The sequence below is a fragment of the Verrucomicrobiia bacterium genome, from assembly GCA_035765895.1.
GTDB lineage: Bacteria > Verrucomicrobiota > Verrucomicrobiia > Limisphaerales > DSYF01 > DSYF01.
In genome coordinates this window covers 42,772-66,537 of record DASTWL010000012.1, presented here as the reverse complement: position 1 = coordinate 66,537, position 23,766 = coordinate 42,772, and the positions used below count along the sequence as shown (strand labels likewise).

General features: G+C 63.9%; 16 protein-coding genes and 1 riboswitch. Of the genes, 11 read left to right on the top strand and 5 right to left on the bottom strand.

Annotated elements, in window-relative coordinates; genetic code table 11:
* Positions 1–16: 16 nt before the first annotated feature.
* On the bottom strand, positions 17–2,080 hold the full coding sequence (locus VFV96_02680; GenBank protein HEU5069299.1) for a thioredoxin domain-containing protein: 2,064 nt from the start codon (positions 2,078–2,080) through the stop codon (positions 17–19).
* 59 nt (positions 2,081–2,139) lie between these two features.
* Entirely contained in the window at positions 2,140–3,669 is a 1,530-nt protein-coding gene (locus VFV96_02675) for a YifB family Mg chelatase-like AAA ATPase (protein HEU5069298.1), read from the bottom strand.
* A gap of 167 nt (positions 3,670–3,836) precedes the next feature.
* Between VFV96_02675 and VFV96_02670 the strand changes: the two genes are divergently transcribed.
* The 10 genes from VFV96_02670 to VFV96_02625 all read left to right on the top strand — a co-directional run bounded on the left by VFV96_02670 (position 3,837) and on the right by VFV96_02625 (position 14,998).
* Positions 3,837–4,394, top strand: coding sequence for an HAD family hydrolase (locus VFV96_02670; protein HEU5069297.1), 558 nt, complete (start codon positions 3,837–3,839; stop codon positions 4,392–4,394).
* A 56-nt stretch (positions 4,395–4,450) separates the two neighbouring features.
* Positions 4,451–5,194 (top strand): 3-deoxy-manno-octulosonate cytidylyltransferase, encoded by a 744-nt coding sequence (gene kdsB, locus VFV96_02665; protein ID HEU5069296.1) that lies wholly within the window; start codon positions 4,451–4,453, stop codon positions 5,192–5,194.
* Between the two features lie 71 nt (positions 5,195–5,265).
* Positions 5,266–6,879: a CTP synthase gene (locus VFV96_02660; protein ID HEU5069295.1), complete on the top strand. Its 1,614-nt coding sequence runs from the start codon at positions 5,266–5,268 to the stop codon at positions 6,877–6,879.
* Between the two features lie 281 nt (positions 6,880–7,160).
* Positions 7,161–7,328: riboswitch (cyclic di-AMP (ydaO/yuaA leader) on the top strand.
* A gap of 99 nt (positions 7,329–7,427) precedes the next feature.
* Positions 7,428–9,308, top strand: a complete 1,881-nt coding sequence (locus VFV96_02655) for a potassium transporter Kup (GenBank protein HEU5069294.1) — start codon at positions 7,428–7,430, stop codon at positions 9,306–9,308.
* Between the two features lie 63 nt (positions 9,309–9,371).
* Positions 9,372–10,709 (top strand): folylpolyglutamate synthase/dihydrofolate synthase family protein, encoded by a 1,338-nt coding sequence (locus VFV96_02650; protein HEU5069293.1) that lies wholly within the window; start codon positions 9,372–9,374, stop codon positions 10,707–10,709.
* Positions 10,710–10,956: 247 nt separating this feature from the next.
* A complete protein-coding gene (locus VFV96_02645) occupies positions 10,957–11,652 on the top strand; it encodes a hypothetical protein (GenBank protein HEU5069292.1) in 696 nt (231 codons plus the stop codon).
* 85 nt (positions 11,653–11,737) lie between these two features.
* Complete coding sequence (locus tag VFV96_02640; protein HEU5069291.1) at positions 11,738–11,932, top strand: hypothetical protein; 195 nt, start codon at positions 11,738–11,740, stop codon at positions 11,930–11,932.
* 32 nt (positions 11,933–11,964) lie between these two features.
* A complete protein-coding gene (locus tag VFV96_02635; GenBank protein ID HEU5069290.1) occupies positions 11,965–12,369 on the top strand; it encodes a VanZ family protein in 405 nt (134 codons plus the stop codon).
* A gap of 134 nt (positions 12,370–12,503) precedes the next feature.
* The gene (locus VFV96_02630) at positions 12,504–14,171 is read left to right on the top strand and encodes a SurA N-terminal domain-containing protein (GenBank protein ID HEU5069289.1); all 1,668 of its coding nucleotides are present in this window, start codon (positions 12,504–12,506) and stop codon (positions 14,169–14,171) included.
* Between the two features lie 20 nt (positions 14,172–14,191).
* Positions 14,192–14,998, top strand: coding sequence for an RluA family pseudouridine synthase (locus VFV96_02625; protein HEU5069288.1), 807 nt, complete (start codon positions 14,192–14,194; stop codon positions 14,996–14,998).
* A 221-nt stretch (positions 14,999–15,219) separates the two neighbouring features.
* Here VFV96_02625 and argF read toward each other — a convergent pair whose 3' ends face one another.
* Positions 15,220–16,113 carry an ornithine carbamoyltransferase gene (gene argF / locus VFV96_02620; GenBank protein HEU5069287.1) on the bottom strand — a complete coding sequence of 298 codons (894 nt, stop codon included), beginning with the start codon at positions 16,111–16,113 and terminating at the stop codon, positions 15,220–15,222.
* A gap of 677 nt (positions 16,114–16,790) precedes the next feature.
* Between argF and VFV96_02615 the strand changes: the two genes are divergently transcribed.
* Positions 16,791–18,458, top strand: a complete 1,668-nt coding sequence (locus tag VFV96_02615; GenBank protein HEU5069286.1) for a 30S ribosomal protein S1 — start codon at positions 16,791–16,793, stop codon at positions 18,456–18,458.
* A gap of 53 nt (positions 18,459–18,511) precedes the next feature.
* Here the strand turns inward: VFV96_02615 and VFV96_02610 are convergent, their stop codons facing one another.
* Together VFV96_02610 and VFV96_02605 are read right to left on the bottom strand one after the other, a co-directional pair.
* Entirely contained in the window at positions 18,512–21,754 is a 3,243-nt protein-coding gene (locus VFV96_02610) for a PAS domain S-box protein (protein HEU5069285.1), read from the bottom strand.
* Complete coding sequence (locus tag VFV96_02605; protein ID HEU5069284.1) at positions 21,751–23,739, bottom strand: PAS domain S-box protein; 1,989 nt, start codon at positions 23,737–23,739, stop codon at positions 21,751–21,753. Before VFV96_02605 ends, VFV96_02610 begins: the two co-directional genes overlap by 4 nt.
* Positions 23,740–23,766: the final 27 nt, after the last annotated feature.

The window sequence follows — 23,766 nt, the reverse complement described above, 5'->3', positions numbered from 1 at the left end:
CGATTTTGTTTGCAAATCAAACGCCGTCGCGCAGCCACGCCCGCACCATCTCCGGATCGTCCGTCGGGGTTTTGCAAGTTTGACCAATGCACACGTAGGCAGTGGCCGCCCCGCGGCCGGGCAATGACCGCGTGAACGCATCGACCGGTCCGCGGTTGCCCAGGACCAACGTGCTGGGTCCGTAAACCGAACCGGCCGCCCGCAACAGGCGTGCGACCGCCGCCGCGCCCGGTTCCCCGGCAATGACCAGCCGTTTGGGTTCGTTGACCCAAAAATCAAACGCCTGCAACAAACAAGGAACCACCTGCGGCATTTGCTGCAATTTCGGCGCCGCCGCCCGAAGTGTTTGGGCCGCGGCGTCCCGGAAATCCGCCCGGTCCGTGATGGCCGCCAGCTTCAACAGGGCCAGCGTCGCCACCGAATTCCCGGCCGGCTCCGCGCCGTCATGATCGTCCTTCACGCGCAGAATCAGATCCGTTGCGTCAGCAGCGCTCTGCCAGAAACCGCCGTGTTCCGCGTCATGGAACCGCCGCAGCAAGGCTTCCGCCAGTTGCACGGCGAACGCCAGCAGGTCGGGCGCGAGTGTGGCACGGTAAAACTCCAGCACACCGTCGAGCAAAAAAGCGTAGGCATCGAGCAACTGCACGGAATCCCGCGCGCCGTCCCGCCAGCGATGGTAAAGGGTCTGCGTGGTTTCATCCCATAACTTGTCCCGCAGGAACGCGAGGTTCCGGGCCGCCGCCACGCGGTAGGTTTCTTCCCCGAGCACCGCGTAGGCCCGCGCAAAGGCACCCAGCATCAAGCCATTCCACGAGGCGAGCACCTTGTCGTCCCGCAGCGGCCGGACCCGTTGGGCGCGGGCGGCGATCATTTTTGCCCGTGCCGCCGCCAGCAACGGCGCGTCCGCCGCCGGCACATCGGGATCGGCGATGCTCAGCACGTTCTGCCCCGGCAGCGGAAGCGGATGGCTGTGATCCACAAAGTTGCCCGCCTCCGTGACGCCAAAATGGCGGACCGCCACGTTGAACTCTTCGACCGTCAGCAGGCGTGACAATTCCGCCCGCGTCCAACAGTAAAATTTTCCTTCGTGCCCTTCGCTGTCGGCATCCTCCGCCGAGTAAAAGCCGCCCTCGGGATGCGTCATGTCCCGCAACACGTAGCCGAGAATGTCGCGCACCACGCCGGCGTGCCGCTCCTCGCCGCTGACCAGCCAGGCGTCCAGATAGAGCTGCGCCAGTTGCGCGTTGTCATACAGCATCTTTTCAAAGTGCGGCACCAGCCATTCGGCATCGACCGAGTAACGCGCGAACCCGCCGCCCAGCTGATCATGGATGCCGCCGGCGGCCATGGCGTCGCACGTGTGCAGCACCATGCGTTTCGCCGCGTCGTCACCGAAGCGGTGCGCGTAGCGCAGCAGAAACTGCGGGATGGCGGGTTGGGGGAACTTCGGCGCGCGGCCGAAACCGCCGTGCTGCGGATCATATTGTTCCTTGAATGCCACGCCCGCTTCGCGCAGCCATTCGGGATTCAGCGCGGCGTTCAAATCCACGGCCGGCGCGGCCGTGGCGGCAGCCAGTTGTTCGTGCACCCGCGCGGCGTTCTGTGCCATTTCATCCGCCCGTTCCCGCCAGAGTTCGGCAATGCGTTCCACCAGTTGCAGAAAGCCGGGCCGGCCGTAACGCGGCGCCGGCGGAAAATAAGTGCCGCCGTAAAACGGCTGCAAATCCGGCGTCAGAAAAACGCTCATCGGCCAGCCGCCCGCGCCCGTCGTGGCCTGAACGAATGTCATGTAGATCTTGTCCACGTCCGGTCGCTCTTCGCGGTCCACCTTGATGCTGATGAAATCCTGATTGAGCGCGCGGGCGACGGCTTCGCTTTCGAACGACTCGCGCTCCATCACATGGCACCAATGACACGTCGAGTAACCGATGCTGAGGAAGATGGGTTTGCGTTCGGCGCGCGCCCGGGCAAAGGCTTCATCCCCCCACGGAAACCAATCCACGGGATTGTGCGCGTGCTGCAACAGATACGGTGACTTTTCGCCGGCCAGACGATTGGGACTGCGATCGGAAAACGCCATGCCGTCCACCTTCGCGTGATTTCGGGCGGCTGGCAATCGGACAGTTGCACCGCCCGCCGTCAGCCCCAGATTTGCCGGTCGAGGGAACGATATTGGATGGCCTCGGACAGATGTTCCGGTGCGATGTTTTCCGCCGCGGCCAAATCCGCAATCGTGCGGGCCACTTTCAAGATGCGGTCGTAGGCCCGTGCGCTGAGGTTCATGTCGGTCATCGCCATTTGCAGGAGCTGCCGCGCCTCGTCGTTCAGCGCACAATGCTGTTTCAGCTCGCGCGGGCCCATGCGGGCGTTGCTGGTGATTTTGGGCTGCCGGGCAAATCGCTGCTGCTGCCGCGACCGCGCGGCCACCACGCGTTCCCGAATCTGCGCGGAACTTTCGCCGTTGGCCTCGCCGCTCATTTCCCGAAACTTCACCGGCGGCACTTCGATGTGCAGATCCACGCGGTCCAGCAGCGGTCCGGAAACGCGGCCCAGGTAATTTTGAATTTCCCGCGGCGACGACTTGCTCTCGTGCGGCATTTTGCCGTCCGGTGTCGGATTCATCGCCGCCACCAGCATGAATTCGGCGGGGAAGGTCATCGAGCCGGCGGCCCGTGAAATGGTGACCCGGCCTTCCTCCAGCGGCTGGCGCATGGTTTCCAGCACGCTGCGTTTAAATTCGGGCAGTTCGTCGAGGAAGAGCACGCCGTTGTGCGCCAGCGAAATTTCGCCCGGCGTGGGATTGATATTGCCACCCAGCAAACCGGCGTCGCTGGCCGTGTGATGCGGCGCACGAAAAGGCCGGCGCGTCACGAGCGCCTGCCCCGGCGCGAGCAGGCCGACGATGCTGTGGATTTTGGTCGTTTCGAGGGCTTCCTCAAGGGTCAGCGGCGGCAGAATGGTCGCGAGCCGTTTGGCGAGCATGGATTTGCCCGTGCCCGGCGGACCGATCAACAGGATGTTGTGCCCGCCAGCCGCCGCGATTTCCAACGCGCGTTTCACGGACTCCTGCCCCTTCACTTCGGCAAAGTCCACGTCCTCCTCGTGCGCTGCGTCGGCAAAAACCTTTGCCATGTCCACCTTGGTTGGCGCGATGCGAATCTGGCCTTCGAGGAACTGCGCGGCTTCGCGGAGGTTCTGGACGGGGATGACATTCAACCCGGCCACGGCAGCGGCTTCGGGCGCATTCTCCGCGGGCACCAGCACGCCGACCATCCCGGCCTGTTTGGCGCGCAACGCGATGGGCAGCACGCCCTTCACGGGCCGCACGGCGCCGGTCAACGCGAGTTCGCCGACGATGATGAAATTATCCAGTTGATCGGTTTCAATCTGCTCCGAGGCGGCCAGCATCCCGATGGCGATGGGCAGGTCGAAGCTCGGCCCCTCCTTCTTCACGTCGGCGGGGGCCAGGTTGATGGTGGTGCGCCCCATGGGAAATTTGTAGCCGGAATTGGCTAGCGCGGTGGTCACCCGGTCCTTGGATTCCTTCACGGCGGCGTCCGGCAGGCCGACCACCACGATCAACGTGTCACCCCAGCCCGCGTTGACCTCGACCTCCACCGGATACGCCTCGATTCCGTTCACAGCAGCGGAACACACCTTGGAAAGCATGGCGCAAGGTTAGCCACAGCCCGGAAGGGGTGGCAAAGCGAGAAATTAGGCACCTGGCGAAATTACATCGCTCCCGCAAACGCGCCCAACACGAAACATCGCGATCCCGCTCCGTCATCGGATTTCGTCGTTGCCATGCTGGCTTCCGCCCTCAGAATCCTGCCGCCATGCAGGCCGCCATTTTTCTCGACCGCGACGGAACGCTCATCGAAGAGAGGCAATACCTCTCGCACCCCGAAGGCGTGGTGGTGTTTCCCGGCGCCGGCGCGGCCCTGCGGCGCCTGCTGGACGCCGGTTTCAAGCTCGTCATCGTCACCAACCAGTCCGGCATCGGCCGCGGCTATTACACCGTGGACGACCTGCACCGCGTCAACGCACGGCTCCTCGAACTGCTCGCCGCCGACGGCGTGCGGATCGAGAAGATTTACTTCGCCCCCGAGGCGCCGGACCAGCCGAGCTACGGCCGCAAGCCGAACCCACAATTCCTCTTCGATGCGCGGGATGAACTGGGCGTGGACCTCGCCCGCAGCTACATGATCGGCGACAAGCTGATTGACCTGGAGTGCGGCTGGAACGCCGGCGTGAAGCGCTCCATCCTCGTCCGCACCGGTTACGGGACGAAGGTGGAGCAGAAGTCGCCGGAAGCGCTGACCAACGCGTGGGTGGTGGATGATCTGGCCGCGGCGGCGCGGCAGATTCTCGGCCACGGATCAAACACGAATTGAACACCGCTTCACTTTCCGTGTTTCATCCGCGATTCATCCGTGGCTAAACTTGCCCCGTGAACATTCTCGGCATCATTCCCGCCCGTTACGCCAGCACGCGCTTTCCCGGCAAGCCACTGCATCCCATCGCCGGCCGGCCGCTCATCCAGCGCGTCGTCGAGCAATGCCGCAAGGCGAAGTCGCTGGCGGATGTCATCGTGGCCACGGATGACGAGCGCATTGCGGCGTGTGCGCGGCAGTTTTGTCGCGTGGAGATGACGCGGGCGGATCATGCGAGCGGCTCGGACCGCATCGCGGAAGTCGCGACGCGCTGCGAATGCGATGCCGTGGTGAATGTGCAGGGCGACGAGCCGTTGATGGACCCGGCGGTGATTGACGCCGTGGCCGGCACGCTGACCGGCAACGAAATGTCCACGGCTGCCGCCGTTATCTGCGACGTCGCGGAATACGACAATCCCAACGTGGTCAAAGTGGTTGTTGGCGCCAATGGCCGCGCGCTGTATTTCTCGCGCCGCACGATTCCCTTCCTGCGCGACGCTGCTGCCCGTCCGGCGGCCGAGCAACTGGCAGCGTTTCAGTTCCTGAAGCACCTCGGCATTTACGGCTACCGGCGGGACACGCTGCTGCGGCTGGTGCAGTTCCCGGTTTCGCCGCTCGAAAATGCCGAAAAGCTGGAGCAGCTTCGCGCCCTCGAGAACGGCATCGCCATCGGCGTGGTGAAAGTGAATTACGAAAGCATCGGCGTGGACGTCCCGGCGGACGTGGCGCGCGTGGAGGCACGGCTCGCAGCCCAAGCTTGAAGCCGGACGCCGGTTTCGGTTACAACATAGGCCCGGGGACGGTGTGCAAGCCGTCCCCGTTGAATTTTTCCATGAAATACATCTTCGTCACCGGCGGCGTGGTCAGTTCCCTGGGCAAGGGTTTGACGGCGGCGGCCCTGGGCACGCTGCTCGAAAACCGCGGTCTCAAGGTCGCCCTGCAAAAATTCGACCCCTACCTGAACGTGGATCCGGGCACGATGAGCCCGTTTCAGCACGGCGAAGTCTATGTGCTCGACGACGGCACCGAAACCGACCTCGACCTCGGGCATTACGAGCGGTTCACCCATACGCAGCTCACCAAGCTGAACAATCTGACCAGCGGCCGCGTTTACCTGAACGTGATCGAGAAGGAGCGCCGCGGCGATTACCTCGGCAAGACGGTGCAGGTCATCCCGCACGTCACGGACGAAATCCAGCAGCGCATCCTCGATGTGGCGGCGGAATCGAAGGCGGACGTGCTGATCACCGAAATCGGCGGCACGACGGGCGACATTGAAGGACTGCCGTTCCTGGAGGCGATCCGCGAATTTGCCCTGGAACAGGGCCCGCACAACGCGATGTTCATCCACGTCACCTACGTGCCGTTCATCAAGGCCGCCGGCGAACTCAAGACCAAGCCCACGCAGCAATCGGTCGCCAAGCTGCGCGAAATCGGCATCTTCCCGAACATCATCGCGTGCCGCTGCGAAAAGCCGCTGGACAAGGAATTGCGCCAGAAAATCTCGCTGTTTTGCAACGTGCCCTTCGAGGCGGTGATCGAGGCGAAGGACGTGGACCACAGCATTTATGAAATGCCGCTGATGCTGCAACGCGAACGCGTGGACCAGCTGGTGTGCGACCAGTTGCGGCTGGAACGTCCCGCGGCGAACATGACGCACTGGCAGGAAATCATCCGCAAACTCATCGCACCGCAAAACCGCGTTCGCATCGGCGTGGTGGGCAAATACATCGGGCTTCAAGACGCCTACAAATCGGTTTACGAAGCGGTCATCCACGGCGGCATCGGCAACGATTGCGGCGTGGAACTGGTGCGCGTGGATGCGGAGGAGATCGAGCGGCACGGCGCAGAATCTCAGTTGAAGGGCCTGGGTGGCGTGCTGGTGCCGGGCGGCTTTGGCGACCGCGGCATTGAGGGCAAAATTCTCGCGGCCAAATACGCGCGCGAAAACAACGTGCCCTATCTCGGGCTGTGCCTCGGCATGCAGATCGCCACCATTGAATTCGCGCGCCACGTGCTCAAGCTGGAGAAGGCGCATTCGGCGGAGTTTGACCCCGCCACGCCGCATCCGGTGATCGCACTGCTCGACACCCAGCTCAAAGTGACGAAGAAGGGCGGCACGATGCGGCTCGGCGCGCAGCCGTGCCAGCTCGGCATGGACACGCTCGCGGCCCGGCTTTACGGCGCATTCGTCATCAAGGAACGCCACCGGCACCGTTACGAGTTCAACAACCACTACCGCGACAAGTTCACCAAGGCCGGTTTTGTCTTCAGCGGCACGTCGCCCGACGGCAAGCTGGTCGAGATCATCGAAATCCCGGGCCATCCATTCTACATCGCGTGCCAGTTCCATCCGGAATTTATGAGCAAGCCGGACCAGCCGCATCCGCTGTTCAAGGGTTTCATCGCCGCGGCGTATCAGCGGTCGAGCCAGAAGGTGAACTGAGGCGACGGGGGCGCATTCCAAACCATAATCAACAAGGCGGCTGAAAGTGGATTGCCGTTTTTGGTCATGGGCCGCTATGCGGTGATGGCGCCCGGATTTGTTCGCTCAGAGTGACCATGCTCTGCCCGTCGTGCCGACACCGAAATTTTTTGATTGGAGCGGTATGAAGCCGCCTGAAGTGACAATGCCCTTCAGGCCGGTTCGGCGCAGCCGGTGAAGGGCCGTTGCCCGAATGGCAATGTTTCCGAGGGTTTGCATCCGTCCGACCATTGCGGTAACCTTCACCCACGCAGCCTAACTGCGGCTTCCTTCCTGAAGCTGCAGGCGGGGGAACCAGATTCCCGGTGTGAACCACGCCGGGCGGGGCGCAGAGCGACGGGCAACCGCTGCTCAGGCCACTTTCAAGGCCCAGCCCGACAGCTAACCTCGTCGGCCATTGGAAGGGCGATCCGCCAAGACCGCGCTCCGCGCGGCTGAGGTGATCCCCGGCATGATCAACCCGCGGGAATTGATTTTCCCGGCGCGGCTGCGGTAGTCATCTTAAGGATATGAAAAGCGAGGCCCCTCAGGGACGCTATTTGGTCGGTCTGATGGTGGGTGCGCTGGGCGTGGTGTATGGCGACATCGGCACGAGTCCGCTTTACGCCCTGCGCGAGTGCTTCAACGAAAACCACGGCGTGGCGCCCACGCCTGCCAACATCATGGGCGTGCTGTCGTTGATCTTCTGGTCGCTCGTGTTGGTGGTGTCCGTCAAATACCTGGCCTTCGTCCTGCGCGCCGACAACAAGGGCGAAGGCGGCATCCTGTCGCTGCTGGCCCTCGCGTTTGGCGACACACACATTCAGAACCGCACGCGGGCTTCCGTGCTGTTGTTGGGCATCTTTGGCGCCGCGCTGCTTTACGGCGACGGCGTCATCACGCCTTCGATCTCGGTGCTCAGCGCGATCGAGGGCTTGAACGTGGCCACCACCCGGTTTGAGCACTTCATCATTCCCATCACGATCCTGGTGCTGGTCCTGTTGTTTGCCGCGCAGAAATTCGGCAGCGGCCGGGTGGGCAAGGTTTTCGGCCCGATCATGGTGGTTTGGTTCGGAGCGCTGGCGCTGCTGGGCTTGAAGGGCATTGTCCAGTCACCGGGCGTGCTCGCCGCCATCAATCCGTGGCACGCGCTGGAGTTCATCCTCGCCAACCAGTGGGAAGCCTTCATCGTGATGGGCGCCGTATTTCTCGTCGTGACCGGCGCCGAGGCGCTGTATGCGGACCTCGGCCACTTCGGCGCCACGCCCATCCGGCGGACCTGGTTTGCCGTCGTGCTGCCGGCGTTGCTCTTGAATTATTTCGGTCAGGGCGCCCTGCTCATGACACGGCCCAGTGCCAGTGAGAACCCGTTCTACCTGCTGGCCCCGTCCTGGGCGTTGTATCCGCTGGTGGCCCTGAGCACGGTGGCCACCGTCATCGCGTCGCAGGCGCTCATCTCGGGCGCGTTCTCGATCACCATGCAGGCCATCCAGCTCGGCTATCTGCCGCGCATGGAAATCCGCCACACCTCGTCGGAGGAGCGCGGGCAGATTTACATGCCGTTGATCAACGGCATCCTGATGTGCTGTTGCATCGGGCTGGTGCTGGGCTTCGAAACGTCCAGCAACCTGTCCGCCGCCTACGGCATCGCCGTGACGCTGACGATGATCATCACCTCGCTGCTGTTTTACTTTGCGGCGCGCCGGCTCTGGCAGTGGTCGCGCGCCAAGGCCGGCGCCCTGTGCGGGGCGTTCCTGATGCTGGACCTCATGTTCTTCGCGGCAAACTCGGTCAAAATCGAGCACGGCGGCTGGTTCCCGCTGGTGGCCGCGGGCGCCGTGTTCCTGGTGATGACCACCTGGAAGCGCGGCCGCCAGTTGCTGGGCGAAAGCCTGTCCGCCTCGCTGCTGCCGTTTGAAATTTTCCTCGAAGGCATCCGCAGCAGCCGGGCGCAGCGCGTCAAGGGCACGGCGGTCTTCATGTCCGGCAATCCGAACGGCACGCCGCTCGCGTTGCTGCACAACTTGAAACACAACAAGGTGCTGCACGAGCGGGTGCTGCTGCTGACGCTAGTCACCATCGACGAGCCGCACGTGCCCGCCGCGACGCGGGTGAAGGTGGAGCCGCTGGCGGATGGTTTCTGGCGCATCGTCGTGCGGGTGGGCTTCATGGAGAAGCCCAACGTCCCCGGCATTCTCGCCGCCTGCGCCAGCCAGGGATTGCCGATCAACATGGAGGACACCACGTTTTTCCTGAGCCGCGAATCCATCCTCGCCACGGCCAAGCCCGGCATGGCCATCTGGCGCGAGCGGCTGTTTGCCTTTCTGGCGCGCAACGCACAGCCGGCCACGGCCTTCTTCAGCCTGCCGGCCAACCGCGTGGTCGAACTGGGCATGCAAATCGAACTGTGATCCGGCCGGGCGGTCACCCGTTGACGCCCGCCGCCCGGACACCCATTTTAGCGCGCACCGACGATGACGTATCGCGAAACCATCGATTACCTCTACGGCCTCCGCTTTTTCGGGGCGAAGTTCGGCTTGGAGAACACGCACAAGCTGGCCGCGCTCGCCGGCCAGCCGCACGAACGGCTGCGGTTCATCCACGTGGCCGGCACCAACGGCAAGGGCTCCACGTGCGCCATGCTCGAGAGCATTTATCGCACGGCGGGATGGCGCGTGGGCCTGTTCACGTCGCCCCACCTCGTCAGCTTCGGCGAACGCATCCAGGTCAACCGCCGGCCGATTGCCGAGGCGGACGTCGTGCGGCTTGTGGGCGAGTTGCAGCCGTTGTTGAAGGAGTTTCCGGCCGACGCGCATCCCACCTTCTTCGAGGTCGTCGTGGTGCTGGCGCTGCGTTACTTTGCCGAACAACGCTGCGACCTGGTCATCTGGGAAACCGGCCTGGGCGGACGGCTGGATGCCACGAACATCGTCACGCCGCTCGCCAGCGTCATCACCAACATTCAATTCGATCACGAACGCTGGCTGGGCCACACGCTCGGCAGCATTGCCTCGGAGAAGGCGGGCATCATCAAGCCGCACGTGCCCGCCATCACCGGTGCCAATGAACCCGAGGCCCTCGCCGTCATACAGGATGTCGCGCGCCGCCGCCAAAGTCCGCTGACGCTCGTCACGCCGGCGCACACGCAACATCCGCCCCTCGACACCCTGCCCCTGCCGTTGCTCGGCTGGCATCAAAGGTTGAACGCCGCGGTGGCGCTCGCCACGGTCGGCGTCCTGCAAGACACCCTGCCCGTCGCCGACGACACGGTGCGCGCCGGATTGCAGACGGTGCGCTGGCCGGGCCGGCTGCAATTGGTGGAGCGGCCCGACGGCCGGCGCTGGTTGCTGGATTGCGCGCACAATCCCGGCGGCGCCACCGCCCTGCGCGCGGCACTGGACGAACATTTCCCCGCGGCCCGCCCCACGCTGGTCCTGGGCATCCTCGAGGACAAGGACTGGCATTTGATGTGCGACATCCTCGCGCCCTGCGCGGGGCGCATCGTGTGCGTGCCGTTGAACAGCGAACGCACGATGGGCGCGGACATGCTCGTGGCTGCCTGCCGCCAGGCCAACCCGCAAGCCGCCGTGGAATCCGCTGCCGACACCCACGATGCGTTGCGCCGCGTGGCCGGCGAGCGCTTCGTCGTGGTGGCCGGCTCGCTCTACCTGGTCGGCGAGGCGATGGAGACGCTGCAACTGGCGGCCGCGCCCAACCAGGACGAACGCAGCCTCAACGAATGGCGGACCACCACGTCGCCCCAAAACCCGGCAAACGTCGCCGCCGGGAAACGGCCGGATCATTCGGGATAACGCTGCTCACTGCATCCTGCCGCCATCCGACAAATCCGCGTCGCTCACGCGCCACTCGTCCGCCGCATCGAAGTGAGCGGGATTTTAAAAACCGCTTGCCCGACACACTCGAAGGCATACCTTGCGAGAGGCTTACGCTTCACGTATCTCGTCATATTCGGGATCGGCGCGGCCTTGCTGGTGGCACCGTGGGTTATTGGTTTGTTTTACTCGTGACCATGTGGGACTTTGCATGCGCTTGCTTCCATTGACCAAGCTCCTCGCGTTCTCTGCAGCATCCATGGCATTTCTCCTTGTTGGGAGTTTTGGTGCTCAACTGCTTTGGCGGAAGCAGCATCGCGATGATGGCGCGAAAACAGGAATTTACTATAGCAGGGTGCAAGGAAACTTCGTCAGTTCCGACCAGATGTTTTCATTCTCGTTTGAGGGGCAGACAGCAACTCATTGGTATTGGACGTTTCCAACGAATTTCGCCTATAAACTGCTCACGCTGGAATGGCATAATTCCTCAAATGACTCGGAGGGCAAGGCGACCTTGAGCCTGCCAGACTTCCGTTATGAGTCCGCACGCTCGACAGGAGTGCTGAGCCCGGAGATTCTGGCGGGCTGGATTCTCGACCGCGCGAGCCTGACGTCCGCAAACAACGGGAGCGTCCAAGTGGAGCAGGTCTTTGGCTATTTGCGGGCAGCAGCACAAGGCACTCTGCCGCCACCCAATCACTATGGCTACAGCTTCGGTTACGAATCAGAAGCGCCTTTGCTCGGCCGCATCCAGCATTTCCGGCTCGGCACTGGAATCGGCGGCACGGTTTACGGCTGGTTTGTCGTTTGGGGCGTTGCCACTATTCTGCTGGCGCGCGTATGTTTCCGAGGGCAACGAGTTCGGCATCAAAACAACCGCCAGAGGCGAATGGATCAACCAACCGGCGCGCTGACGATCTGAACCTCACGCATGCTTGAACCGCGTTATGAAATGTCCGAATTGCAGCAATGAGATGGTCTCGGGCCGGGCTCATATTGGCGGCGGCATGGCCACGCTGTTCCTGGGCGGCGGGCTGTCGCTGGCCAACCTCACCTTCCAGGCGGACGGCTGGAGGGAGCATGTTGTGCAGGAGAAGTCAGATGTTTTGCCGGCGCACTATTGTGACCAATGCGGCGCGGTCACCATTGAAACCCGTCGCCCCGGATTGTCCACCTTGGAGAGGGGAGCACGCCCGAGTTGAGATCCCACTGAACCGCCACCCCGCCCAACCTCATGCCGCCCCGTTACACCAAACCTGCCCTGCTTGCTTTCAGCATGTTTCTCGCCGGCCTGGTTATTCTTGCGGACAGCGGTCGCGGTGGCTGGCTGTTCGCGCTGGCCGGCCGGATTCCGGCGGGCGACAAGCTGGGGCATTTTCTGCTCTTCGGGACGCTTTCCTGCCTGTTGAACGGGCATTGGCGGGGCAGAACCCTGCGGCTGTTTGGCGGGACGGCCCTGTCGGGCAGCACCCTCATCATGGCGGTGGTGACCCTGGAGGAATGTTCGCAAGTCTTCTTCCGCTCGCGCACGTTCGACCTGCTGGATTTGGCGGCCGACGCCGTGGGCATCTGGTTCGGCGGGCGGCTGGTGATGGCCGGTCTGCGCCGGCAACCGGCCCGTCCCCCCGCGACCGCGTAATGCCCGGCCCCGCCTTCGTTGGGGCTTTCGGCTGCCCCCTGAATCGTTTCCCAGCCCGGTGCAGGCCCTTTTGCGTTTGACCGGTCAGGCACAAGCCAGTTAGGGTTCGCGCCTTAATTTTCGCTGAAAAATCTATGTTTGGAACTTTCCGCAAACATTCAACCGCCCTGTGGGGCGTGATTATCGCTGCCATGGCCGTTTCGCTGGTGGTCTGGACGGGCAATCGCGGTGGCAACGGCCGCGGCGGCGGGGCGGCGGACTTCGGCGTCATCGGCGGCAAGAAGGTGTCGCAGGACGACTTCGTGAACGCCGCCCGGGAGGCCAAACTGCAATACTTCCTGTCCCGCGGCGAATGGCCCGATGCCAGCGCCGAGCGCCTGGGCTTCAACCTGAACTCGCAGGCCTACCAACGGCTTTTCCTCGAACGCAAGATGCAGGAGCTGGGCGTGCACGTGAGCGACGAGGCCGTGGCCAAGGAGGCGTCCCGTTATCTGCAAAGCTTCGCCCGCCAGGCGGGCAGCCCCAGCATGCAGTTGTTTGAGCAGAAGGTTCTGGCGCCGGGCGGCTTGAACGTGGCGGACTTGGAGCGGTTCCTGCGGCACAACCTCGGCATCCAGCAAATCGTGGCGATCATGGGCCTGAGCGGCAAGCTGGTCAGCCCGCAGGAAGCCCGGACGATTTACGAGCGCGAAAACCAGGATCTCAGCGCGCAGGCCGTGTTCTTCAACGCCTCGAATTATCTCGCCAGCATCACGGCCACGCCGGCCCAGCTCTCGGAGTTTTATTCCAACCAGATGGTCCGTTACCGCCTGCCCGACCGCGTGCAGGTCAGCTACGTGCAGTTCCAGGTCACCAACTTCTGGGCCGAAGGCGGTCTCGAGATGAACAAGATGACCAACCTGGACCTGATGATTGACGCGGAATACCAGCGCCGCGGCACCAACTTCTACAGCGGCATGACGCCCGAAAATGCCAAGGCCAGCATCCGGGAGGAAATCCACGAACAATTTGCCACCATGGCGGCGCGGCGGCGCGCCTCTGAATTTGCCGACCCGCTGGTCAGCGCGGATGGCGTGAAGCCGGAAGCACTGGCCGCCCGCGCCAAGGAACAGGGTTTGGCAGTGAGCGTCACGGCACCATTTGACCGTTCGAGCGTGCCCGCCGGGCTCGATGCCCGGGATAATTTCACCAAGGCGGCATTTGACCTGCGGGAAGACGAACCCATCGCCGGTCCGTTGCTCAGCGGTGATTCGGTTTACGTCATCGCCCGGAACAAGCAACTGCCGAGCGAAGTGCAGAGCTTTGCCACCGTCAAAACGCAGGTGGAGCAGGACTTCAAGCTGGCGCAGGCCCTGCAGGCGGCGCGCCGGGCCGCGGCGGAATTCGAAACCAAGGCCACCAACGGACTCGCGCAAGGCAAGGCGTTCACCAGCCTGTGCGCCGAAGCCAAGGCCAGCCCCGTCCTGTTGCCGCCGTTTTCATTGAGCAGCCGGTCACTGCCGGAAGTTGAGGACCACATCAGCCTGCAACAATTCAAGCAGGTGGTCTTCAACACGGCCGTCGGCCATGTCAGCCCCGCGGTGCCGACGATGGAAGGTTCCGTGGTCGTTTACGTGCAGGCCAAGCTGCCGATTGACCAGACCAAGCTGGAAAAGGATCTGCCCGACTTCATCAAACTGCTCCGGCAGGCCCGCGAGAGCGAGGCGTTCGAGGCGTGGTTCCAGCGCGAGGCCAGCCAGGCGCTCGCCGGCATTCCCATGCTGCGACAGGCCGAGGTGGGCTCGCCGACGGGAGCGAATTGAGCGGCGCCCGCCGCGGCGCCATGCCCATCGGTGACGTCATCAAGCTGTCTTCCCCCGCCACGCGGGAGTTTTGGGAAATCCCCATCCTGTTCGAGGACGAGCATCTGCTCGCCGTGGACAAGCCGAGCGGGCTGCTGACGTCGCCCGACCGTTACGACCGCGAGCGGCCGAACCTGATGAAGCTGCTGCATGCGGGCATCGCCGAGGGCAAGCCGTGGACGCTTGTTCATCAGCGCGGTTACCTCGCCAACGCCCACCGGCTCGATTTCGAGACGAGCGGCATCATCTTGCTCGCGAAAAGCAAGCCGGTGCTGGTGGCCCTCGCCAACCAATTCGGGTCGAACAAACCCCTGAAACACTACGTCGCCCTCGTCAACGGCGCGCCGCCCGAAGACACCTTTGAAGTGGATGCCAAGATCGGCCCGCATCCGGGCCGGCCCGGGCTGATGCGCATTGACCCGCGGCACGGCAAAAAGTCGCGGACACGTTTCACCGTGCTGGAAAAGTTTCGCAACCACACCCTGCTCCGCTGCGAGCCCGTCACCGGCCGCACGCACCAGATTCGCATCCACCTGCGCTCCGTGCGGCTGCCGATCGTGGGCGATGCGCTCTACCACGGCGCGCCGCTGAAGTTGTCGCGCTTGAAACGGCGCTACACGCTGAAGGAAGGCGAAACCGAAAAGCCCTTGATGGCGCGCGTGGCGCTCCACGCGGAGGAATTGACCCTGCCCCATCCCGTCACCGGTGAAACAGTGGCCATCAAATCACCCTGGCCGAAGGATTTTGCGGTGGCGGTAAAATACCTGCGGCGCTACGCGAGCTACTGAGATTTGGTGATATCGTCCGCCGGATGCTCAGCTGCCTTCCGGACGCGAATGTGAACGCCGGGCACGGGCCGGAGCGCCGGTCTCTGACCGGCTTTTGACACTCATATTTGCCGCTGACTTCGATTTATCCCCAGCGTGCTACGGCTCCATGTGCGGCCAAAAGCCGACAAAATGTCGGCGCTCCTGGCAAGCCGCTCGCAAAGGACTGCCAGTCTTGCGGGTTAACTCACCAGCCAGTTCAGAATGGCCTTCTGCACGTGCAGCCGGTTTTCCGCCTGGTCGAAGATGGTCGTCGCATTCGCCTCGAACGTGGCGTCGTCAATTTCCTTCCCGCGATACGCCGGCAGGCAGTGCATGACGAGCGCCCCGGGCCGGGCAAGCTTCACGAGGTCGGCGTTGATTTGGTAGCCCGCCAGCTCGGCCAGCCGCTGCGCGGACTCGGCTTCCTTGCCCATCGAAACCCACACGTCCGTGTAAAGCACGTCCGTTCCACGGGCGGCGGCCTTCAAGTCGTCGGTCACGACCACGTTGGCGCCGGCGCGCTGCAACAATTCCGGCGCGGGCTGATAATTCGCCGGCGCAGCAATGCGGAGTTCAAATCCCAGCCGGGCCGCGGCCCAGATCCATGACACCGGCACGTTGCACGCCCCGTCGCCGACAAAGGTGACGACTTTGCCGGCAATGCCACCGAGCTTTTCCTGGATGGTATAAATGTCGGTCAGCACCTGGCAGGGATGTTCCTCGTCGGTCAACGCGTTGACGACGGGAATCCCGCCCAGTTCGGCCAGTTCCTCGACCTCGGTCTGGGCGTAGGTGCGGATGACGACGCCGTGGACCATGCGGCCCAGCACGCGGGCGGTGTCCTTGACCGGCTCGCCGCGGCCGAGTTGGATGTCGCCGGCGTTGAGAAAGAGCGGCCGGCCGCCGAGTTCGTGGATGCCCACCTCGAAGGACACGCGGGTGCGCGTGGAGGATTTCGAGAAAATCATCGCCCACGTCTGGCCGGCCAGCGGGCGGGCGTGGTTGGGGCGGTTGGATTTGAACGCGGGCACGCTCGCGAACACGGCTTCCATGTCCGTTCGCGCCATCTTTTCCAGACTCAGCAGATGTTTCATCGCAATGCCAAAGCCGCCGGTTTCCATCAGGGGGCGACCTCAAGAAAGCGCGCAGCTTAACCACGCCGCCGTCCGGGCGTCACCAAGTTTTTTGCCAAAAGCCACATCGCCCCCATCCCCGCGATGGTCGCACCACCGCGGCGCGGCAACGCTGTGCCTGGGAACGCGGGCCGGGCTGAAGCGTCCCGGCGTGGAAGCCGGGATGGTCTCCCGTCCGCCCGCGGGTTGACGCGACCGGCCCGCAGGCCAGCCAGAAAAACCTTTGGAGTGGAGCGTCCGCCCCGAAGGCTGGAGAGAAATTTCCCGGAGTTGGGGGCTCCAACCCTGGGCCTGGAGCAAAATTTCTTCGGGCTGGAGGCTCCGCTCCTCGGGTTTTTCGGTCCCGCCCCGGCTGTCTGGCCGACAAGCCGTCCCTGTTCTCCCTCGCCGGGAAGGGTTTGCGCGAATGGCGGCGGATTCGCCCCCCAGATTCCCCTTGCCAGCGCCGCGTTTGCGCCTATTCTCCGCGTTCGCCTGAGCCCGCGTGTGCGGTGCTCGTGAGAGGCTGAAAAACAACAATAAACCGAGTCACCTAACCTTCAACCTCCGTTGCCCCGCAACGCCGGTCCGTTAGGCAATGGAGCTTCCAAGCCCCGCTTGCAAGTTCCCCTCATCCGTTCGCAGAAAGTTAAGTCATTATGCTGACCATGGAAGAAGCCCTGAAGCAGAGCGAAAAAGCGTTCTCTGTCGGGCAGATCACAAAAGGCACCGTCATCGAAGTCCGTCCCAAGGAAGTCCTCGTGGACATCGGCTACAAGTCCGAAGGACTCATCCCCACCAACGAATTCATCGACCTCTCCGGCATCCAGGCCGGCAGCGAGATCGATGTCCTGATCGAAAAGCTCGAAAACAAGGAAGGCATGGTCGTGCTCTCGCACGAAAAGGCCGAGTTCAAGAAGAACTGGGAGCGCATCCTCTCCATCTGCAACGAAGGCGGCCGCGTGGCCGGCAAGGTCAAGGCCATGGTCAAGGGCGGCCTCATCGTCAACATCGGCGTCGAGGCGTTCCTGCCCGCGTCGCAAATCGACGTCATCACGCCGAAGAACCTCCAGACCTACGTCGGCAACACCTACGATTTCAAGGTCGTCAAGATCAACCAGGAGCGGCAGAACATCGTGCTCAGCCGCCGCGAACTGCTCGAACAGGAACGCTCCGAGCGCCGCGCCAAGTTGCTCGGCGAAATGATGCCCGGCGACATCCGCAAGGGTAAGGTCAAAAACCTCACCGACTTCGGCGCCTTCATCGACCTCGACGGCATCGACGGCCTGCTGCACATCACCGACATGTCCTGGGGCCGCGTCAACCATCCGTCCGACGTGCTCAAGGTTGGCCAGGAACTCGACGTCGTGGTGCTCGACATCAACAAGGAGAAGGAACGCGTCAGCCTCGGCCTCAAGCAGAAGATGGCCAATCCGTGGGACAGCATCGAAGCCAAGTATCCCGTCGGCACCAAGGTCAAGGGCAAGGTCGTCAACCTCGTGCCCTACGGCGCGTTTGTCGAAGTCGAACCCGGCGTCGAAGGCCTGGTGCACGTCACCGAACTCTCCTGGACCAAACGCGTGGCCAAGGCGGCCGACGTCCTCAAGCAGGACCAGGAAATCGAGGCCGTCGTGCTCGGCGTCAACAAGGACGAGCAGAAGATTTCGCTCGGCGTCCGCCAGTTGGAAACCAACCCGTGGGACAACGCCGACCAGAAGTATCCGCCCGGCACCAAGGTCAAGGGCAAGATCCGCAACCTCACCAGCTACGGTGCGTTCATCGAGCTGGAGGAAGGTCTCGACGGCATGATCCACGTGTCCGACATCTCCTGGACCCGCAAGATCAACCACCCGAGCGAAGTCCTGAAGAAGGGCGACGAAGTCGAAGCCATTGTGCTCGAAGTGGACAAGGCCAACCAGCGCATCGCGGTCGGCATGAAGCAGCTCACCACCGACCCGTGGGACAACATCGACAAGTATTACAAGGTCGGCGACCTCGTCACGGGCAAGGTCACCAAGCTCGCGAGCTTCGGCGCCTTCATCGGCCTGGCCAACGAAATCGACGGCCTCGTGCACATCTCGCAAATCAGCGAGGAGCGCGTGGACAAGATCAAGAACGTGCTCAAGCCGGACCAGGAAGTCACCGCCCGCGTCATCAAGATCGACAAGGCGGAGCGCCGCATCGGCCTGTCCATCAAGGCGGCCAACTACTCGGACGAGCAGTTGAAGGAGGAACAGAAGATTCTGGATTCCCTCAAGCCGGGCGAAGACCTCGTTGCCCTGCAACACGCCTTCGACGGGCTCGAAGTGCGGGATGATCAGAAGTAAGACGTTTCGCAGTCACTCTCACCACGGGCGGACCGGCCACGGTCCGCCCGTTTTTATTTGAGCGGCTCGCCGAGCAACACCTTGCGCACCGCCTCCAACAATTCCCGCGCCGAGTAGGGTTTGTTCATCACCCCGGCGATGCCGAGGGCCTCGAGTTCGCGCAGTGTTTCCTTGGAGCCATAACCCGTCGCCGCCAGCACCGTGATGTCCGGCCGGATTTTGCGCACGGCATGAATCAGCGCGACCCCGCCCATGTAGGGCATTTGCAGATCGGTGATCACCAGCCGGACTGCCTCCGCCTGCTGGACGAAGCGGCTGACCCCCTCGGTGCCGTCGGCCGCCTCCACCACGCGGTAGCCAAACTTGGTCAGGGCCCGGCGGCTCGTGGCACGCACGGCCTCCTCGTCGTCCACCAGCAGAATCAACTCGCCATTGCCGCGGGGCGCTGCCGCCGTCTGTTCGGCCGCCTGACCCGCCGTGTCCACAATGTCGGACGCCGGCAGGTAAATCTTGAATTGTGATCCCTCCCCCACCCGGCTGGTCAGGCGGATGAATCCATTGTGGCTGCGCACGATGCCCAGCACCGTCGCCAGGCCCAGCCCCGTGCCCCGGTCCGGTCCCTTCGTGGTGAAGAACGGATCAAAGATGCGTTCCTTGATGTCGTCCGGAATGCCCTGGCCCGTGTCCGCCACGGTCAATACCACATATGGCCCGGGCCGGGCCTGGATTTCCATCGCCACGAACGACTCATCCACGACGATGTTGTCCATGGCGAGACGCAGCTGGCCGCCGTCCGGCATGGCGTCCCGGGCGTTAAGGCACAGGTTCAGCACAACCTGGTGGAGTTGCGTCAGGTTGCCCAGCACGGGCCATGGCTGCGGCGGCAGGGACGTTTCACAGCGGATGTTTTTCGGGAACGTTTCGCGCACGATGCCGGCCATGTCCTTGAGCAGGCGCGTCAGGTCGAGCGGGATCAGCTCGCCTTCACTGCCCTTGGCAAAGGTCAGCAGTTGTTTCACGATGGACGCGCCCCGCTCGGCGTTTTTACGCGCCGCCTCCAGCATCCAGCGGCCTTCGTCGTCCTTGACCTTCTCCTCGAGCAACGGGCCGACCATGAGAATCGGCGCGAGGATGTTGTTCAAATCATGCGCGATGCCGGCCGCGAGCGTGCCGATGCTCTCAACACGCTGCATGCGGAGGAACTGTGCCTCGAGCCGCTTCCGTTCGGTGACGTCCGCGTTGATGACGAGAATGCTCTTGGCCGCGCCGTGCTCCTCGCGAATCAGAGTCCAGCGGCTGATGACGGTAATCTCCTTGCCCTCGCGGTTGTGCTGCCGAAGCTCGCCATTCCAACTGCCGCGCGCGTCGAGTTCACGGGTGATCTCGGCCTCGGACACCGACTGGGGCCGGCCCAGCAACGGATGCAATGCCCGGCCGAGGGCCTCCGCCTTGCTCCAGCCGTAAAGCCGCTCGGCGCCCTGATTCCAGTTCACGATCGTCTGGTCCTGCGCGCAGACGATGATGGCGTCATTCGCGAGGTCGAGGAGTTGCGCCTGGTCGCGCAGCCGTTGTTCGGCCTGCTTCTGCTCGCTAACGTCCTGCTTCACGGCAATGAAGTGCGTGATCTGGCCGGATTCATTCCGGACCGGTGTGATGGTGGCGTGTTCGGTGAAGCGCGTGCCGTCCTTGCGGACGTTGACGAACTCGCCCTGCCACACGTCGCCTGCCGTGATCGCCTCCCACATCTGGCGATAAAAGGCCGGGTCTTGTTCCTGCGACTTCAACAAGCGCGGGTTGCGGCCCAGCACCTCGGCCGCCGTGTAGCCCGTGGACTGCGTGAACGCAGGGTTCGTCCAGACAATCCGGCCCTGACGGTCGGTAATGACCACGACGTTCGCCGCCGCCTCCAGCGCAGTGTTCCGCAGGCGCAGCGTCTCCTCCGATTGCAGGCGCTCGGTGATGTCGCGCGCCGCCGCGTAAACCAGGGAACCCGAGTAAGACGCCACCCGCCATTCGATCCAGCGCAGGGTGCCATCCTTGTGACGGCAGCGATTCGTGAAGCTGACGATGCCCCCCCTCGCACAGACTTCCGCGAACGCGGCAATGGTGTCGGCGGCATCATCCTCATCCACGAAGTCGAGCAGCGAATGCCCGGCCAGTTCCGCCACCGGATAACCGAGCGACGGTTCCCACGCCGGGTTCAACCGCAGCAATCGACCGCCCGGATCGGCGATGCACAGCAGGTCCAGCGCCAGGCTGAAAAACCGGTCCAGTTCGGCCGAGCGTTCCTCGGCCGCCTTTTCCGCCTGCTTGCGTTCGGTCAGATTTCGCGCAAAAACGAGCACCGCCGGTTCCCCTTCGAACTGGAACGGCACCGCGCAAATGTCCACATGGACCGGCGTGCCGTCGAGGCGCAGGTGCACCTGCTCCATGGCGCCGGCCGGTTCATGCGCATCATCCACCCGGCGCCGGCGTTCGAGCGCGATGGCGTGATAATCCGGATGCACGCGATCCAAGGCCGGCCGCCCGAGCAGTTGCGCCGGCGACTCCGCACCGTAGAGCGTGAGCACCGCCCGATTCACGTAGCGAAAACAGCCGTCGCTCTGAATGGAAATGGCGTCGGGCGCCGTCTCCACGAGTGTGCGGAAACGTTCCTCACTCTCCCGCAACTGGCGGTTGATCTGCTCGCTGCGTTGTCGTGCTTGAACGGCGTCCTCCAGCACGTTCAACGCCGCCAGTCGCGCGTCCGCGAGTTCGCGCAACGCCGCGGCTGATTCCGCGTCCCGCTGTGCACGCTCCCGCTCCATCTCCGCCACGTGCCGGCGCAGCCGCTCCAGTTCGTCCTGCTGGGTCTGGTCGATGACCAGCGCCGCCACCGCCCCGCCGCTGACGGCAGGCATGGGGCACAGGGTCAGCCGCAGGGGAAACATCTCGCGGGTGGCACGCAGGCCCACCAGTTCGCCGGTGGTGGGACCGTTTTGCAGGCTGCCGAACAGCGTCAGGTAGCGGTGCCGGTGCTCGTCGAAGATGAACGAGGCCAGCGCCGTGCCCGGCAGCAGTTCTGCCGGCAGGCGAAACATTTCCGCGAAGACGCGGCTGGCACAGAGAATCAAGCCATCGGCAGAGAGCAAGGCGGCGCTGACGCCCATGTTTTCGATCAGCGCGGACCACGGTGAAACGGCACCGGCGGACGCCGCCCCGACCGGCCGGCTGCCCTCCAGTTGCGCCAGGCGCAGCCGCAATGTCGCGACTTCCTGTTCCAAAGTCTCCCGCGTTGTTTGCCGCTCCAGACTCATGGTTGTGCTGCCGGTTTCGCAACGTCTTCCGGGGCCAGTCCAACCGCCGTCAAATCGCTCACGTAAGGGGCCGGACGGCCCAGTTGCCGGCACAGCTCGTTAATCTCGCGCTTGAGTTCAATCATGCGCAACTCCCGGCCCACGACCACGCGATTGAACCGCGCCAGCGCGTCATAATTCGCGCGCAGTTCGTCCGCCTGCGCCCGAAGCTTTTCCTCCGTCTCCTTGCGCCCGGTGATGTCCGTTGCAATGCTCCCCACGCCGTAAAGTTCGCCCTGCTCGTCGGTCAGCGGGAATTTGAGGGAGAGATACGTGTGCGCCCCGTCCGCTTCGGTGAACGTTTCCTCGCAGATCAGCGGCTTGCGCCGCCGAACGACTTCCTGGTGCTGCCCCCGGGCCCGTTCGGCCGCCTCGCGGGGAAGCAGTTCGTCATCAGTGCAGCCCAGCAGCGCCTCGGCCGGACGCCCCAGCCGCCCGGCCAGAGCCTGGTTGACCAGCCGGTAACGGCCATCCAACGCCTTTACGCCAATCAGGGAACCGGCCTGATCCACGATGGCTTGCAGCTCCCGTTGCGCCTCGCGCAGGGCCTGCTCCTGTTGCAACCGCGCGCTGATGTCGCGTCCGACCAGCAACAACCGGTCAACGCCATCGATCATCACGCGGCGGCCATTGATTTCGACGTGGAAGGAGTGGCCGTCGCGATGCCGGCCTTCCGCCACCTCCACGAGACTGTCGTGGCCCTGCACCTGTTCCAGCCGGCGCGGCAACTCCGCCGCGGCGCCGGGCGCGAGCAGCTCAGGCAGCCGCTTCTCCCGCAGCTCCGCCAGCGAAAAGCCAAACACCTCGACCGCCTGCCGGTTCGCCTCCACCACCCGCAATTCGGAATCCATCAGCAAAATGATGTCACCGGCATTCTCCATCAGGATGGCGAACCGCTCGGCCAGTGCCCGGCCGGCGCGTTCCAACGTCAGTTCCTCGCGCAGATGCCGCGTGCGCTGCCGGCGGAGCAACACGCTGCCCACGAGCAGGCCGCTCAGGGCGAGCACCACCAGCAGCAGCACGGTGCTCCACAAGTAGCCCCGCAGCGGCGCCGAGAATTCGGCTTCATCCATTTTCGCCACCAGCACCCACGGCGTGCCGGGCACCGGCCGCACGGCCGCCACCACCGGCACCCCGCGATAATCCTTGCCCCACCACACGCCCTTGCCCGCGCGCAAGGCCTGCAGCGTCAGCGCCTGCGAGGCATCGAGCGGCAGCTTCATTTGCAGGGCGGTGTTGGTGCGATGCCGCAGTTCGTTGAGCACCACCGCCTCATCGCCGGCGAGCCGCAGCAGGAGAACCTCCGCCGTCGCATTGGCGACCGGCCAGGTCTGGATCATCGGAAACAGCACGCTGCGCGGATTGATGGTGACGACGATCAACGGATGGGCGGCGCCCGGCGCTTCCGTCTGGTTGCCCCCCCGCACGGGCAGCAACGCCTGGAGGCAAAGATGGCCGTCAGCCGGATCGCGTTCGATGTCGCTCAACGACACCTGATCGGCATGAAGCCCGGCCGGCAACAACGCCTGCAAACAGGCGCAAGGCGGATTGGTGTCCGGCGGAACGGACAGTTGCCGGTTTCCTTGCGCATTGAACAACCACACGCGCTCGTAACGCTCCCCGCCCTTGAGCAGGTTCATCCACCGGATCATTTCTTCCCGCCCGACGGATGAACCCCGGTCCCGCAGGAAGGCCGACACGTCCCGCCGCACAAACTCGGCATTGCTGAAAAAACTCGCATCCGCCAGCCGTTCGGCCCGCCAGCCGGCCAGTTGCTGCGCCTTCAACGCCGCCACCGACTCCAGCTCCTGCTCCGCCTGATGCTCCAGCTCGGCCCGATTGGCCTGAATCTGCCGCAACGCCACGCCCACGCCCGCCAGCACGACCAGCCACACGCCCACGCCCAGGGCGAGGCCCGCCCGATCAATTTTGGTTTTGCCAGTCATTCCTGTGCGGCCGCGCGCTGATGTTGC